The following is a 12893-nucleotide window of genomic DNA, read 5'->3' on the forward strand; positions in this document are numbered from 1 at the left end:
CATCACCGGTCGCTTATATAAGTGGCCGGTGATACTTTTCTGTCCATGCACGCATTCGATGTGCTCGGGGACCCCGTGCGCCGCCGCATCCTGGAACTGCTCGCCGAGGGCGAGCAGCCCGCCGGAACGGTCAGTGATGTCGTCCGGCGGGAGTTCGGGATATCGCAGCCCGCGGTCTCACAGCATCTGAAGGTGCTGCGGGAGAACGGATTCGCGACGGTACGGCCGGACGGCACCCGGCGCCTGTACGCGGTCGACTCCGAGCCGCTGCGGGACATCGACGCCTGGCTCGACCGCTTCCGTCGCTTCTGGACCCCGCATCTGGACGCCCTGGCCACCGAATTGGCTCGGGGCAAGCGTGAGCGCCGGCTCCGTGAGGCCGACGACACCCCCGATTCTCCGACGAGTTGAGGTGCACCCCATGATCGACGTGACTCATCAGATCAACTCCGTGAGCCGCCGGGTCGGCCGGCGCGACTTCAAGGCCGGCGAGGCCCGCGTGGTCACCATCGGCCAGTCCTACGACTCACCGCCCGAGGACGTCTGGGACGCCTGCACCGACCCCGACCGCATCCCGCGCTGGTTCCTGCCGGTCACCGGTGAGCTGCGGCTGGGCGGGCGCTACCAGGTGCAGGGCAACGCGGGCGGCACGGTCGAGCGCTGCGACCCGCCCAAGAGCTTCTTCGCGACCTGGGAGTTCGGCGGCGAAGTCAGTTGGATCGAACTGCGGTTGACACCGGAGGGCGACGGAACGCGCTTCGAGCTGGACCACATCTCCCATGTCGACGACCAGAAATGGGCCGAGTTCGGACCGGGCGCGGTCGGCGTCGGCTGGGACTCGATCCTGCTCGGGCTCGGCGGTCATCTCTCGGGCGGCGACTCCGTGAAGCCCGAGGACGCCATGGCCTGGCTGATGTCCGAGGAGGGCCGCCGCTTCGTCACCGAGAGCAGCGAGGCCTGGTTCGCGGCGAACGTCGCGAGCGGCGAGGAAGAGACGGTGGCCCGCGCCGCCGCCGACCGGACGACCGCGGCCTACACGGGGGCCGATGCCGAAGAACGCACCGACTGAACCGCAGACCTGGAGCCGATCACCGTTGTAGCGTGCGCGCTGGACGGCACGGGTGATCGGAGCCAGGGATGAACGACGGCGAGACGGTGTTGGTGACCGGCGGCAGCGGATTCGTCGGCAGCCATCTGGTCCGGCGACTGCTGGAGCGCGGCTACCGCGTGCACACCACCGTGCGGTCCCTCGGCAACGAGGCGAAGGTCGCGCCGCTGCGGGCCCTGCGGGACCAATTCCCGGGCGCGCTGGAGCTGTTCGAGGCGGATCTGCTGGCGGCGGGCTCCTTCGACGCGGCGATGGACGGCTGCCGGGTCGTGTTCCACGTCGCCTCGCCGTTCCTGATGCCGGAGAAGATCAAGGACGGTCACAGGGACGTCGTCGAACCCGCGCTCACCGGCACCCGGAACATCCTCGCCGCCATCCAACGCACGCCCACCGTCGAGAAGTTGGTGTTCACCTCCACGGTCGGCGCGATCTTCGGGGACTACGCCGACGTACGGGCCATGAAGGACGAGATCCTCACCGAGGAGTACGTCAACACCACCAGCACGGTCGAGAACAACCCGTACCACTACGCCAAGACGGTCGCCGAGCGCGCCGCCTGGGACGCGGCACAGGCGCAGGACCGCTGGACCATGGTCGCCGTCAACCCCGGCCTGATCCTGGGCCCTTCACTCACCCCGGCCTCCGACTCCGGCAGCCTGTTCCTCCTCGACGAGCTGTTCAAGGGCTACTTCTTCTACGGGGCACCCGACTTCAGCTTCACCGTCGCCGACGTCCGGGACGTCGCGGACGCGCACATCGCGGCGGCCGAACTCCCCGACGCGCACGGCCGGTACATCGTCGCCGCGACCCGCATGGCGTCCTTCCTCGACATGTCACGAACCCTGCGCCGGCGCTTCCCGCGCAACTACCGCCTGCCCCGCCACGGCCTGCCGCACTGGCCGGTGCGCATCCTGGGGCCCGCGTTCGGGCTCACCCAGGACTACATCCGCAAGCACCTCGGGATCAGGTTCACGGTCGACAACCGGCGGAGCGTGGAGGAACTGGGCATCGTCTACCGGCCGTTGGAGGAGACACTCCTCGATCACTACCTGGCCTGGCGGCAGTTGAGGGCGACGCGATGACCGTCCTCGGCTGTTAACCGCGACGACCGGTCATGGCTCTTGACTGGTTCAGACCAAAGGCGCTTGGGTGTGGCCCGATCACCTTTTCGGTGTCATGAGCCTGACCACACTCGACCGAAGGGCACTCATGCGAACCCCCCACGCCCTGCTCGCCATCACCGCCGCGCTGGCCGCGGCGATCGCCGCCCCACCGGCCGGCGCCGCCGACGCGGCCCCCTCGCCGGGCACCTACTACGTCCAGAGCGCCACGACCGGGCTCAACGCGGCCGACAACGGGGGAGCGGTGGAGCAGCACAACCCCAAGGGCAACGAGGACCACCAGCAGTGGAACCTCCGGACGAGCGGATCCTCGTACGTCCTGGAGAGCACCGACGCGGCCGGAAGCTGCCTGGGCCGCTCGGGCGGCCAGGCCCGGACCGTCGCCTGCACGAGTGCCGACGCGGCCTGGCAGATCACGCCGACCGGCGGCGACCAGTACACGCTCCAAGTCCCGGGCACGACAAGCTACTTGACCGTGGGCGCCAAGCCCTCCGGCGCCAACTACCCGGCACAGTTGGCCATCGGTACGTCCGGCGGCCTCGCCTCCTGGTACCTCACCCCGGTCACCTCGCCCACCAGCCCGATCCCGGCACAGGACCAACGCACCCTGGACCAGGTCACGTTCCTCACCGCGCACAACGCCTACGCCAACGGCGTCGACGGCGGCTTCGCCCCGCCCTTCGTGAACTTCTTCCCCAACCAGTCCCGGGGTATCAACCAGCAACTCTCCGACGGAGTACGGGGGTTCATGCTCGACATCCACCAGACCTCCGACGGCGCGATCCTCTGCCACGACAGTTGCACCCTGGTCAGCAAGCCCGTCGCCCTCAACGTCGACCTCCAGCGCATGGTGGACTTCCTCAAGGCCCACCCCGACCAGTTCGTCACCGTCTTCCTGGAGGACTACGTCGACCCGGGCGTCCTGCAGAGTGAACTCGCCCGCGTCAACGGCCTGTACGACGTCCTCTACCGCCCCGACCAGACCGGGGTGAAGCAGAACGGCTGGCCGAAGATGGCGGACCTGATCGCGGCCAACCACCGGCTGCTGATCTTCACCGACCACAGCCGCGCCTCCGACGAGTCCGCCGGACTGACCCGGGACAGCTTCGGCGTGATGTACCAGCGCGAGTGGACCGTCGAGAACTACTGGTCCATGGGCTCCGGCGCGAGCTCCTCCGACTGGTCCTGCTACAGCCGCTGGTACGGCAGCGACCTCAACGTCCCGCTCACCCAGACCTATTCGGGCTTCCGCCCGCTGTTCGTCATGAACCACTTCCGGGACGCCACCATCGCCGGCACCGCACAGACCGACAACACCAAGGTCCTCGACCGGGCCCAGCGGTTCTGCCAGCCGGCCGCCCGCAAGAAGCCCAACTTCCTCGCCGTGGACCGCTACGACCTCGGCGACCCGGCCTCCGCCGTCAACTCCCTGAACACGTACACGTATCCGTAAAGCGATGGCGGCCGAGCGGTGGGCGTGTGCGAAACTCCGCTGATGACTTCGGAGAAGATCACCGCGGCCGCCGCGGGCACCTGGAAACTCGGCGACCTGACCGTCAACCGCGTCGGCTTCGGCGCGATGCGGCTGACGGGCAGCGCCGCCTTCAATCTCGGGGCGCCGAGCGACCGCGACCGCTCGATCGCCGTGCTGCGCAAGGCCATCGAGCTGGGTGTGAACCACATCGACACGGCCGCCTTCTATTTCTCGTCGCTGCGCTCCGCGAACGAACTCATCAACACCGCGCTCGCCCCCTACCCGGACGACCTCGTGATCGCCGCGAAGGTCGGCCCCTTCCGCACCTACTCGGGGGAGTGGGGCACTTCGGCCCGCCCCGACGACCTGCGCGGCCATGTCGAGGAGAACCTGCGCCAGCTCGGGCGCGACCACATGGACGTGGTCTATCTGCGCCGGATGGGGCAGGACTCGATCGCCGAGCACTTCGGCGCGCTCGCGGACCTCCAGGAGGAGGGCCTGGTCCGGCATCTCGCGCTCTCCGACGTCGAGCCGCGGCACCTCGCCGAGGCGCAGGCGATCGCCCCCGTGGTGAGTGTGCAGAATCGGTTCGGGCTCGACTCCTCCCGACCCGAGACCGAAGACATGCTGCGGATCTGCGGCGAACAGGGCATCGCCTTCGTGCCGTTCTTCGCCATCGCCGGCGATGGCGGGGCCAAGGGCGCCACCACCGCCCACGACGACGAGGTACTGGCCATCGCGGACGCCCATGGCGTGACCCCGGCGCAGATCCGCCTCGCCTGGTCCCTCGCCCAGGGACCGCACGTCCTCGCCATCCCCGGCACGGGCAACCCCGACCACCTCGTCGAGAACGTGGCCACGGGCGCGATCCGGCTCGCCGAGGACGAGCTCGATCGCCTCAACGAGCTGCACAGGAAGGCCGGTTGAGCGAGAACGGGGCTCACGCCAGCCAGGTGCCGTCCCGCATCAGGTGGCGCCCGGACAGTTCGTGTTGCTCGTGCCACGCCTGGACGGCGAGCGGCCTTACCCGGAAGAAGGAGTAGGGCGCGCGGTCCTCGCGGGGATCCCAGCCGTACTTTGTGCGCAACGCCTCGACCGCGACGGCCGGGACGACCTCGGCGGTGAAGGCCGTCGCCTCGCCGTCGATGAGCACGACGTCCCGGGTGTCCGCGAACGCGAGCCGGGTCCGCCGCCCGTCGGCGAGATTGCGGCCCGTGGGGTTGGTGGGCCGGGTGGACAGCCAGACGGCCCGTCCGTCCCAGACGAACCACAGCGGCACCAGACAGGGCAGCCCGTCGGCGTCCGCCGAGGCCACCCAGATGTCCGACTCCCGCTCCAGCCGGGCCAGTACGTCACGCCTGCGTTCCTCGGGGCCGCGGGGCGGCACGGTGATCTTCATGCCGGGGACGCTACCGGCGGGGCTCGCGTGGCGCCTCGGGCCAGGGGCGTAGGACTTCAGGCCCTGTCGGCACCTTCCCGTCGTCCGGCCGGGCCGTGAATGTTCCCCCGCGTACCAAGGGCGTGCGAGGTGTACCCACCCGCCGGACCGGGCCCGGACTCGACTACGTCCGGTGCGCGGGCCCGGGCACGGCACACCTTCGGCCTCTGGCCCGGGGACCCCGGAGCACGCGTCCGAAGCCGCCGGGCCCGTCCTCCGGGGGAGATGGTGACAACGGGACCCGGCCCTAGGGTGCCCTGGTGTCAGCCCAGTTGCTCGTGCAGGAACGGCACCGTGCTCGCCCAGGCGCGGGTGGCGGAGTCGGCGTCGTAGGACGGGCGGCCGTCGTTGAAGAAGGCGTGGCCGGCCGGGTAGAGGCGCAGGTCCGCGGTGATGCCGGCCTGGCGCTCGATGGTCTCGCGCAGGGCGTCGAGGCTCTTCGGGGGGATGCTCTCGTCCAACTCGCCGTAGTGACCGAGGATTTGTGCCTTGAGGCGGGAGAAGTCGGGCAGCTCGCCCTGGATCACGCCGTAGAAGGGCACCGCCGCGCTCACCCGCGGGTCGGCCGCCGCGAGGTACAGGACGAAGCCGCCGCCCATGCAGAAGCCGACCGCGCCGACCGTGTCCGAGGTGACCTCGGGCAGGGACAGCAGATGGCCGACCGCGCCGGAGAGCAGTTCGACACCGGTGGCGACGGGGAGGGCCCGCATCATCCGCAGGGCCTCCTCGCTGTCGTGTGCCACGTTCCCGCCGTAGAGGTCGGGGGCGAACGCGACGAAGCCCTCACGGGCGAGCCGGTCGGCCACGTCGGCGATGTGGTCGGTCAGGCCCCACCACTCCTGGATGACGATCACGCCAGGGCCGCGCCCGGACGGCGGCAGCGCCAGGTATCCGTGGGCGGTGCCCCCGGCGCTGGGAAAGGTGACGTTCTGACGGGCCGGGGCTCCGGTCGACTTCGGCAGCTCGGAGGACAAGGCGCTCAACTCCTGTACGGCAGTGCTCGATGGGATCGTCCCTTCCATAATGGGCTCCCGGGACGGGCGCACGGATGCGGTGACGGCACGGCACGCGGGTGACTACAATTCTGTAGACGATCCACTGAACGGTGGACGAGGACGGGGTGAGGATCGTTCCCATGGCCGACGCGAAGGACGAACGCCGACCGGCGGGTGAGCTGGAGGCCACCGTCATGGCCGCCCTCTGGGCCGCCGGTGACCCGCAGACCCCCGGGGAGGTGCAGCTCAGCCTCGGTGCGGATCTGGCCCGCACCACGGTGACGACGATCCTGACCCGGCTGCACGGCAAGGGTGTCGTCGACCGAAGGCGCCGGGGCCGCGGCTACGCCTATTTCCCGGTGCAGGACGCGCAGGGGCTCACCGCCCGCCGTATGCACACCGAACTCGACCGGGACGGCGACCGGGAGACGGTCCTCGCCCGTTTCGTCGCCCAGCTCAGCCCGGACGACGAGCGTGTCCTGCGTGTCCTCCTCGAATCCGGCGAGCAATGACCGCCCTCCTGCTGCTCCCGCTCGTGCTGCCGTTCGCGCTGCGGCCAGTGGCCCGGCGCGCACTGGAGCGGCTCGCGCCGGGCACCGCGCTGTGGCTGCTCACCGGCTCCGCGGTGGTCGCGGCCTGCTGCTCCCTCGCCGCGCTCGGCGCGTTCGTCCTGCCAGGGCTGCTGAGGGTGCCGTTGTTCGCCGCGCTCGGTGAACTCGTCCACCCGTTGCGCACCTCCGCCGACGGTCTGGTCGTCCCGGCGGCCGTGCTGTCCGCCGGCGCGCTCGCCGTGTGCGCCTGGTCGCTGGTCCGCTGGGCGCTGCGCCAGTCCCGCGCCTTCCGCGCCGCCCGCACGGAGGCCGGGCGAGGGCCCGTCGCGGGGGACCTCTGTGTGGTCGACTCCCCGCACCCGGACGCGTACGCCCTGCCCGGGCGGCCGCACCGCATCGTCGTCACCGCCGGGATGCTGCGCAGCCTCGACGCCGCCGAGCGCGAGGCCCTGTTCGCGCACGAGAGGGCGCACAACGCGGGCGGCCACCACCACTTCCTGCTCGCCGCCGAACTCGCGGCCCGCTGCCACCCCGCCCTCCGCCCGGTCCGCGACACGATCCGGCTCGCCGCCGAACGCGCCGCCGACGAGGCCGCGGCCACCGCCGTCGGCGACCGGCGTCTGCTCGCCCGTGCCATCGCCCGCGCGGCACTCGCCGGACAGTCGGCCCGCTCCGGGCGCCCGGACTTCGTCCCCGGCGCCACGACCGGCCCCGTCCCGCACCGGGTCAAGGCCCTCCTCGCGAACCCGCGCCCCGCTCACCGCACCGCCGCCTGCGGACTCGCCGCCCTGCTCGTCGCCTGCGTCACGCTCTCCGCCGCCGCCTCGGCCACCGAGATGATCGACGTCCACCACCGGGTGGAGGTGGCGCAGGGCGAGGAAGCGAGGTGAGGGGCGGTTCGGCGGGGCGCGTGGCTTCGCGGGTCGTCCGCGGGTGCCGGTGCAACCCGTGGCGTCCGCTGGTCGGCCTCCCGCGTTCCCATCGGCCCTCCGGTGCGCACCCCTCCAAGGCCCTCGAAGTCCCCCGGTACCACCCTCACCGAATCGGACTGGCGCCCACGACGTTTTACGTATAACCTCACCCGTCAATCCCCCCGAACGGAACCCGCGCGGAGAACCCCCGATGAGCCGTATCGCCCTGGTCACCCTCGTCGTCGACGACTACGACGACGCGATCCGCTTCTACACCGAAGCCCTCGGCTTCCGCCTCGTCGAGGACACGCCCCGCCCCGACGGCTCCCGCTGGGTCGTCGTGGCCCCGCCCGGCACGGACGACACCGGCACCGGGCTGCTGCTCGCCCGCGCCAAGGGCGAGGACCAGCGTGGCCGGGTCGGTGACCAGACGGGCGGCCGGGTCGGGTTCTTCCTGCACACCGACGACTTCGCCCGCGACCACGCCCGGATGACCGCCGCGGGCGTGACCTTCCTGGAGGAGCCGCGCCACGAGTCGTACGGCTCGGTCGCCGTCTTCCAGGACCTGTACGGAAACCGCTGGGACCTGCTCCAGCCCGCAGCCTGACCGAACCCGCTCACCCGAACCGCCGAGGAACCACCGCACATGACTTCTACGCGCATAGACACCGACCTTCTCCGCCGGCTCCCCAAGGCCGTGCTGCACGACCACCTCGACGGCGGCCTGCGCCCCGCCACCGTGGTGGAGCTCGCGGAGACGGTCGGTCACACGCTGCCCACCACCGACCCGGACGAGTTGGCCGCGTGGTACTTCGACGCCGCCAACTCCGGTGACCTGGTGCGCTACATCGCCACCTTCGAGCACACCCTCGCCGTGATGCAGAACCGCGAGGGCCTGCTGCGCACCGCCGAGGAGTACGTCCTCGACCTCGCCGCCGACGGCGTCGTCTACGGCGAGGTGCGCTACGCCCCCGAGCTGAACACCGGCGGCGGCCTCGCCCTGGCAGAGGTCGTCGAGACCGTCCAGGAGGGTCTCGCGGCCGGTATGGCCAAGGCCGCTGCCGCCGGAACGCCGGTCCAGGTGCGGACGCTGCTGTGCGGGATGCGAATGTTCGACCGCGTCGCCGAGGCCGCCGACCTCGCGGTGGCCTTCCGGGACGCCGGCGTCGTCGGCTTCGACATCGCCGGAGCCGAGGACGGCTTCCCGGCCGCCGACCACCTCGCCGCCTTCGAGCACCTGCGCCGCGAGAGCGTCCCGTTCACCATCCACGCCGGCGAGGCCTACGGCCTGCCCAGCATCCACCAGGCCCTCCAGGTGTGCGGCGCCCAGCGCATTGGCCACGGCGTCCGTATCACCGAGGACATCGTCGAGGGCAAGCTCGGCCGTCTCGCGGGCTGGGTCCGCGACCGCCGCATCGCCCTGGAGATGTGCCCGACCTCCAACCTCCAGACGGGCGCGGCCACTTCGATCGCCGAGCACCCGATCACCGCCCTGAAGGACCTCGGCTTCCGCGTCACCCTCAACACCGACAACCGGCTGGTGTCCGGTACGACGATGACGCGCGAGATGTCCCTGCTGGTCGAGGAGGCGGGCTGGACGGTCGAGGACCTGCGCACGGTCACGGTGAACGCCCTCAAGAGCGCCTTCATCCCCTACGACGAGCGCAAGGCCCTCATCGAGGACGTCGTCCTGCCGGGCTACGCCTCCGCGCTCTGAAGCAGCCCCCGCACATACGCGGCCTGTCCGACGTGCTCAAGATCGTCGGACAGGACGCTGACCAGCCGTACTCCCAGAGTGACCGGCGGGTCCCAGCGTTCGTCCACGATCCGCTCGTAGTCCTCCGGGGCCAGTCCGCGCAGATACGCCAGCGTCTGCTCGTGCACGGCGTCGTAGTACCCGGTCAACTGCCCGGCCGACTCGACCCGCACCTTGCCGACCTTCGCCGAGGTGTGGCCGTATCCGATGTCCCGGGGCGGCAGGTCGAGCCCGAAGCGCTTCTCCCAGCCCTGGGTCAGCCACACCTGGTCGAGGCCGGCGGCGTCGCCGACGTGGTCGTCCTGGACGCGGGTGAGATGCCAGATCAGCCAGGCGATGGAGTTGGCGTCGGCGGTCGGCCGGGCGTGCAGTTGGTCGGGTGTCAGGCCGTCGAGGGTGGCGTGGACCTCTTCCTGGACGCGGCCGAATCCGTCAATGAGGATGTCGTTGGCATGCATACGACCACCATCGCGCATCGCCGTCGTTCACGCGGCCGGAGTCCCCGTTTCGAGGAGGGTCATCAGGGCCCGGGCCGCCGGACTGGTCGCCTGCGGAGGCGGCAGCAGGGCCACCGTCTCGTAGACCTCCTCGCCGGGCCCCTTCAGGGAGAGCGCGGTCAGGGTCTCGCGCTTGTGACGGAAGTGCCGGGGGACCACCGCGACACCGAGGTTCTCGTCGACCAGGTCGAGGAGGCTGTGCACGTCGTTGACCTCCAGGGCGACCGTCCGTCGTACGCCCGCCGCGGCGAAGGCCGCGTCCGTGGTGCGCCGTGAGGCCCAGTCCGGGTGGAAGTCGACGAAGACCTCGCCGCCGAGGTCCTCCGGAGTGACCGCCGCGCCGCTCTGTGCGAGCCGGTGGCTGGGATGGCACAGCACGGTCATCGGCTCGCTGGTGAGCGACACCGAGCGCAGTTGGTCGGTGTCCGCCTGGGTGCGGTAGGCGAAGGCCAGGTCGAGCCGCCCGGCCGCGACCTCCTCCGCCAGCGCCCCGGAACCCGCCTGCCGCAGCCGGATCTCCACATCGGGATGCCGGCGCCGGAACGCGGCCAGCAGCCCCGCCACATGCACCCCGGCGATGCACTGCTCGGTGCCCAGGGAGAGGGTGCCGCGCAGCACACCCTGCACCGCGGCCACCGCCTCGTGAGCGGAGCGCACCTGCGCCAGAATGCGCTCGGCCTCCCCGAGCAGCGCCCGGCCGGCCTCGGTGAGCGTGACCCGGCGGGTGGTACGCACGAACAGCGGGGTCTGCAACTCCCGCTCCAGGGCGCGGATCGACGCCGACAGGCCCGACTGGGACACCATCAGCCGCTCCGCCGCCCGGGTGAAGTGGTGGTCCTCGGCGACGGCGATGAAATGCTGAAGATGACGCAGCTCCATGATTGAGAAGCGTAACCGCTGAATTCCATCGGATTCTTCTGTTGGACCACTGCCCGCAGGTCACGAAAGAGTGGGTGGCGGTTCCCTGGAACCGGTATCCCGTGTGCCAACCCCTCTGGAGTCGCGTTGTACACCGCACACCCCGACCGCTACGCGGACCTGCCCTACCGGCGCACCGGACGCAGCGGTCTCAAGCTCCCCGCGATCTCGCTCGGTCTGTGGCACAACTTCGGGCCCGACCGCCCGGTCGACACCCAGCGCGCCATCCTGCGCCGCGCCTTCGATCTCGGCGTCACCCACTTCGACCTGGCCAACAACTACGGCCCGCCGCCCGGCGCCGCCGAGTCCGCCCTCGGCGAGGCGCTGAAGGCGGACTTCGCGTCCTACCGCGACGAGCTGGTGATCTCCACCAAGGCCGGCTATCTGATGTGGCCCGGCCCCTACGGCGAATGGGGTTCGCGCAAGTACGTGCTGTCCTCGCTGGACCAGAGCCTGAGCCGCATGGGCCTGGACTACGTCGACATCTTCTACTCGCACCGCCCCGACCCGGAGACTCCCCTGGAGGAGACGATGGGCGCCCTGCACTCGGCGGTCCAGCAGGGCAAGGCGCTCTACGTCGGCATCTCCAACTACTCGGCGGAGCAGACCCGGGAGGCCGCCCGCATCCTCGGCGAGCTCGGCACCCCGCTCCTGATCCACCAGCCGCGCTACTCGATGCTGGACCGCCGCCCCGAGGACGAGGGCCTGCTCGACGCCCTCGATGAACTCCAGGTCGGCTCCATCGTCTTCTCCCCGCTGGAGCAGGGCCTGCTCAGCGCCCGCTACCTGGACGGCATCCCGGAGGGTTCCCGGGCGGCGAGCGACAGCCCCTTCCTGAACTCCGACGCCGTCACCGAGGACCTCGTGGGCCGGCTGCGCGCCCTCGACGAGATCGCCAAGGGGCGCGGCCAGACCCTCGCGCAGCTCGCCCTGGCATGGGTGCTGCGCGGCGGCCGGGTGACCTCGGCGCTCGTCGGCGCGAGCAGCCCGCAACAGATCGAGGACAGTGTCGCGGCCACCCGCGACCTGGACTTCGACGCCGACGAGCTGGCCCGCATCGACGCGATCGTCAGGCCGTAGCGCAGGAGTCGGTCAGGCCGTCAGGCGTTCGCTGACCTCCCAGAGCCGGGCCGCCGCCTCCGGGTCCGCGGCCCGGGGCAGTACGCCGGGGGTGTTCTCCCCGGCGTACCAGGCTGCCTCGTTCTCGGGGGTCACCAGCGGGCTGATGTCGACGTTCTCGCAGTAGACCCCGCCGAGACCGGCGAGTTGGGGGCTGGTCGCGCACCAGACGCCGGTGGCGGAGCCCTGCTGGACGGTCTTCATCTGCCGCTCGGGATCGCGGACCGGCCTGCCCTCGTCGTCGATCGTCCCCGCGGCCCGCAGGAACTCCGGGTCGATGTGCTTGACCAGTCCGGTGTCGATGATCAGGCCCGGGTGCACGGAGAACGCCCGGATGCGGTGCTCCTTCCCGCGCCGGTCCAGCTCCACCGCGAACAGGGCGTTGGCCGTCTTCGACTGGCCGTAGGCCGCGAAGGGATCGTAGTCCCGGTGCTCGAAGTGCAGGTCGTCGAAGTCGACGCCGCCGAAGCGGTGGCCCCGGGACGAGAGCGCCACGACCCGCGCGCCCCGCGCCGCGACCAGCGCGGGCCACAGCCGTTCGGTCAGCTGGAAGTGGCCCAGGTGGTTGGTGACGAACTGCGCCTCGTGACCGCGCGCGTCCCGCGCCAGCGGAGTCGCCATGATCCCGGCGCTGTTGACCAGCAGGTGCAGCGGACGTCCGGAGTCCAGGAACCGCTGTGCGAAGGTGTCGATCGACGCCGGGTCCATCAGGTCCAAGTGCTCGACCTCGGCTCCGGGCAGGGCCTCCAGCGCTGTACGCGCCCGGTCCACGTCCCGTGCCGGTACGACGACCTCGGCGCCGGCCGCGCGCAGCAGACGGGCCGTCTCCAGTCCGATGCCGGAGTAGCCGCCGGTGACGATCGCGACCTGGCCGGTCAGGTCTATGCCCTTGATCACCTCCTCGGCGGTGGACGCGGCGCCGAAGCCGGAGTTCAGGGGCTGCTGTGCGGTGGTCATGTCGGGTCTCTTCCCATCTCTGCTCATCGGCTTGAGCTGTCCGGACCA

The 12893-nt window shown here is 70.9% G+C and carries 15 protein-coding genes; 10 read left to right on the forward strand and 5 right to left on the reverse strand.

Annotated elements, in window-relative coordinates:
* Positions 1 to 45 precede the first annotated feature (45 nt).
* From AB0M63_RS41325 to AB0M63_RS41345, 5 genes are all read left to right on the forward strand, one after another.
* Entirely contained in the window at positions 46 to 411 is a 366-nt protein-coding gene (locus tag AB0M63_RS41325) for a metalloregulator ArsR/SmtB family transcription factor (RefSeq protein WP_355902571.1), read from the forward strand.
* A 10-nt stretch (positions 412 to 421) separates the two neighbouring features.
* On the forward strand, positions 422 to 1069 hold the full coding sequence (locus AB0M63_RS41330; protein WP_366022996.1) for an SRPBCC family protein: 648 nt from the start codon (positions 422 to 424) through the stop codon (positions 1067 to 1069).
* Between the two features lie 68 nt (positions 1070 to 1137).
* A complete protein-coding gene (locus AB0M63_RS41335; RefSeq protein ID WP_366022997.1) occupies positions 1138 to 2190 on the forward strand; it encodes an NAD-dependent epimerase/dehydratase family protein in 1053 nt (350 codons plus the stop codon).
* Between the two features lie 127 nt (positions 2191 to 2317).
* Positions 2318 to 3682 carry an RICIN domain-containing protein gene (locus AB0M63_RS41340; RefSeq protein WP_366022998.1) on the forward strand — a complete coding sequence of 455 codons (1365 nt, stop codon included), beginning with the start codon at positions 2318 to 2320 and terminating at the stop codon, positions 3680 to 3682.
* A gap of 42 nt (positions 3683 to 3724) precedes the next feature.
* Positions 3725 to 4630: an aldo/keto reductase gene (locus tag AB0M63_RS41345; protein WP_366022999.1), complete on the forward strand. Its 906-nt coding sequence runs from the start codon at positions 3725 to 3727 to the stop codon at positions 4628 to 4630.
* 13 nt (positions 4631 to 4643) lie between these two features.
* Here AB0M63_RS41345 and AB0M63_RS41350 read toward each other — a convergent pair whose 3' ends face one another.
* On the reverse strand, positions 4644 to 5102 hold the full coding sequence (locus AB0M63_RS41350) for a pyridoxamine 5'-phosphate oxidase family protein (RefSeq protein ID WP_366023000.1): 459 nt from the start codon (positions 5100 to 5102) through the stop codon (positions 4644 to 4646).
* Positions 5103 to 5404: 302 nt separating this feature from the next.
* Positions 5405 to 6115 (reverse strand): dienelactone hydrolase family protein, encoded by a 711-nt coding sequence (locus tag AB0M63_RS41355; RefSeq protein ID WP_366023001.1) that lies wholly within the window; start codon positions 6113 to 6115, stop codon positions 5405 to 5407.
* Positions 6116 to 6276: 161 nt separating this feature from the next.
* On the opposite strand from AB0M63_RS41355, the gene AB0M63_RS41360 reads away from it, so the two are divergent.
* The 4 genes from AB0M63_RS41360 (at position 6277) to AB0M63_RS41375 (ending at position 9315) form a co-directional block, all read left to right on the forward strand.
* On the forward strand, positions 6277 to 6648 hold the full coding sequence (locus AB0M63_RS41360) for a BlaI/MecI/CopY family transcriptional regulator (RefSeq protein WP_355902558.1): 372 nt from the start codon (positions 6277 to 6279) through the stop codon (positions 6646 to 6648).
* Positions 6645 to 7577, forward strand: coding sequence for a M48 family metalloprotease (locus AB0M63_RS41365; protein WP_366023002.1), 933 nt, complete (start codon positions 6645 to 6647; stop codon positions 7575 to 7577). The genes AB0M63_RS41360 and AB0M63_RS41365 overlap by 4 nt, the downstream gene beginning before the upstream one ends.
* A gap of 232 nt (positions 7578 to 7809) precedes the next feature.
* Positions 7810 to 8205, forward strand: coding sequence for a VOC family protein (locus AB0M63_RS41370; RefSeq protein ID WP_366023003.1), 396 nt, complete (start codon positions 7810 to 7812; stop codon positions 8203 to 8205).
* 39 nt (positions 8206 to 8244) lie between these two features.
* Positions 8245 to 9315, forward strand: coding sequence for an adenosine deaminase (locus AB0M63_RS41375; protein WP_366023004.1), 1071 nt, complete (start codon positions 8245 to 8247; stop codon positions 9313 to 9315).
* Here AB0M63_RS41375 and AB0M63_RS41380 read toward each other — a convergent pair.
* Together AB0M63_RS41380 and AB0M63_RS41385 are read right to left on the reverse strand one after the other, a co-directional pair.
* Positions 9297 to 9812, reverse strand: a complete 516-nt coding sequence (locus AB0M63_RS41380; protein WP_366023005.1) for a DUF664 domain-containing protein — start codon at positions 9810 to 9812, stop codon at positions 9297 to 9299. The genes AB0M63_RS41375 and AB0M63_RS41380 overlap by 19 nt on opposite strands.
* 27 nt (positions 9813 to 9839) lie before the next feature.
* Complete coding sequence (locus tag AB0M63_RS41385) at positions 9840 to 10730, reverse strand: LysR substrate-binding domain-containing protein (RefSeq protein WP_366023006.1); 891 nt, start codon at positions 10728 to 10730, stop codon at positions 9840 to 9842.
* 126 nt (positions 10731 to 10856) lie between these two features.
* Between AB0M63_RS41385 and mgrA the strand changes: the two genes are divergently transcribed.
* Positions 10857 to 11849 carry an L-glyceraldehyde 3-phosphate reductase gene (gene mgrA / locus AB0M63_RS41390; protein ID WP_366023007.1) on the forward strand — a complete coding sequence of 331 codons (993 nt, stop codon included), beginning with the start codon at positions 10857 to 10859 and terminating at the stop codon, positions 11847 to 11849.
* 12 nt (positions 11850 to 11861) lie between these two features.
* On the opposite strand, the gene AB0M63_RS41395 is transcribed toward mgrA, so the two are convergent.
* The gene (locus AB0M63_RS41395) at positions 11862 to 12845 is read right to left on the reverse strand and encodes an oxidoreductase (protein WP_366023008.1); all 984 of its coding nucleotides are present in this window, start codon (positions 12843 to 12845) and stop codon (positions 11862 to 11864) included.
* Positions 12846 to 12893: the final 48 nt, after the last annotated feature.

Origin of the sequence: Streptomyces sp. NPDC051576 (genome assembly GCF_040681835.1) — a bacterium.
In the GTDB taxonomy this organism is placed as follows: domain Bacteria; phylum Actinomycetota; class Actinomycetes; order Streptomycetales; family Streptomycetaceae; genus Streptomyces.

Coding starts and splice junctions, on each gene's coding strand:
- AB0M63_RS41325 (WP_355902571.1), top strand. CDS start 46: ATGCACGCATTCGATGTGCTCGGGGACCCCGTGCGCCGCCGCATCCTG.
- AB0M63_RS41330 (WP_366022996.1), top strand. CDS start 422: ATGATCGACGTGACTCATCAGATCAACTCCGTGAGCCGCCGGGTCGGC.
- AB0M63_RS41335 (WP_366022997.1), top strand. CDS start 1,138: ATGAACGACGGCGAGACGGTGTTGGTGACCGGCGGCAGCGGATTCGTC.
- AB0M63_RS41340 (WP_366022998.1), top strand. CDS start 2,318: ATGCGAACCCCCCACGCCCTGCTCGCCATCACCGCCGCGCTGGCCGCG.
- AB0M63_RS41345 (WP_366022999.1), top strand. CDS start 3,725: ATGACTTCGGAGAAGATCACCGCGGCCGCCGCGGGCACCTGGAAACTC.
- AB0M63_RS41350 (WP_366023000.1), bottom strand. CDS start 5,102: ATGAAGATCACCGTGCCGCCCCGCGGCCCCGAGGAACGCAGGCGTGAC.
- AB0M63_RS41360 (WP_355902558.1), top strand. CDS start 6,277: ATGGCCGACGCGAAGGACGAACGCCGACCGGCGGGTGAGCTGGAGGCC.
- AB0M63_RS41365 (WP_366023002.1), top strand. CDS start 6,645: ATGACCGCCCTCCTGCTGCTCCCGCTCGTGCTGCCGTTCGCGCTGCGG.
- AB0M63_RS41370 (WP_366023003.1), top strand. CDS start 7,810: ATGAGCCGTATCGCCCTGGTCACCCTCGTCGTCGACGACTACGACGAC.
- AB0M63_RS41375 (WP_366023004.1), top strand. CDS start 8,245: ATGACTTCTACGCGCATAGACACCGACCTTCTCCGCCGGCTCCCCAAG.
- AB0M63_RS41380 (WP_366023005.1), bottom strand. CDS start 9,812: ATGCATGCCAACGACATCCTCATTGACGGATTCGGCCGCGTCCAGGAA.
- AB0M63_RS41385 (WP_366023006.1), bottom strand. CDS start 10,730: ATGGAGCTGCGTCATCTTCAGCATTTCATCGCCGTCGCCGAGGACCAC.
- AB0M63_RS41395 (WP_366023008.1), bottom strand. CDS start 12,845: ATGACCACCGCACAGCAGCCCCTGAACTCCGGCTTCGGCGCCGCGTCC.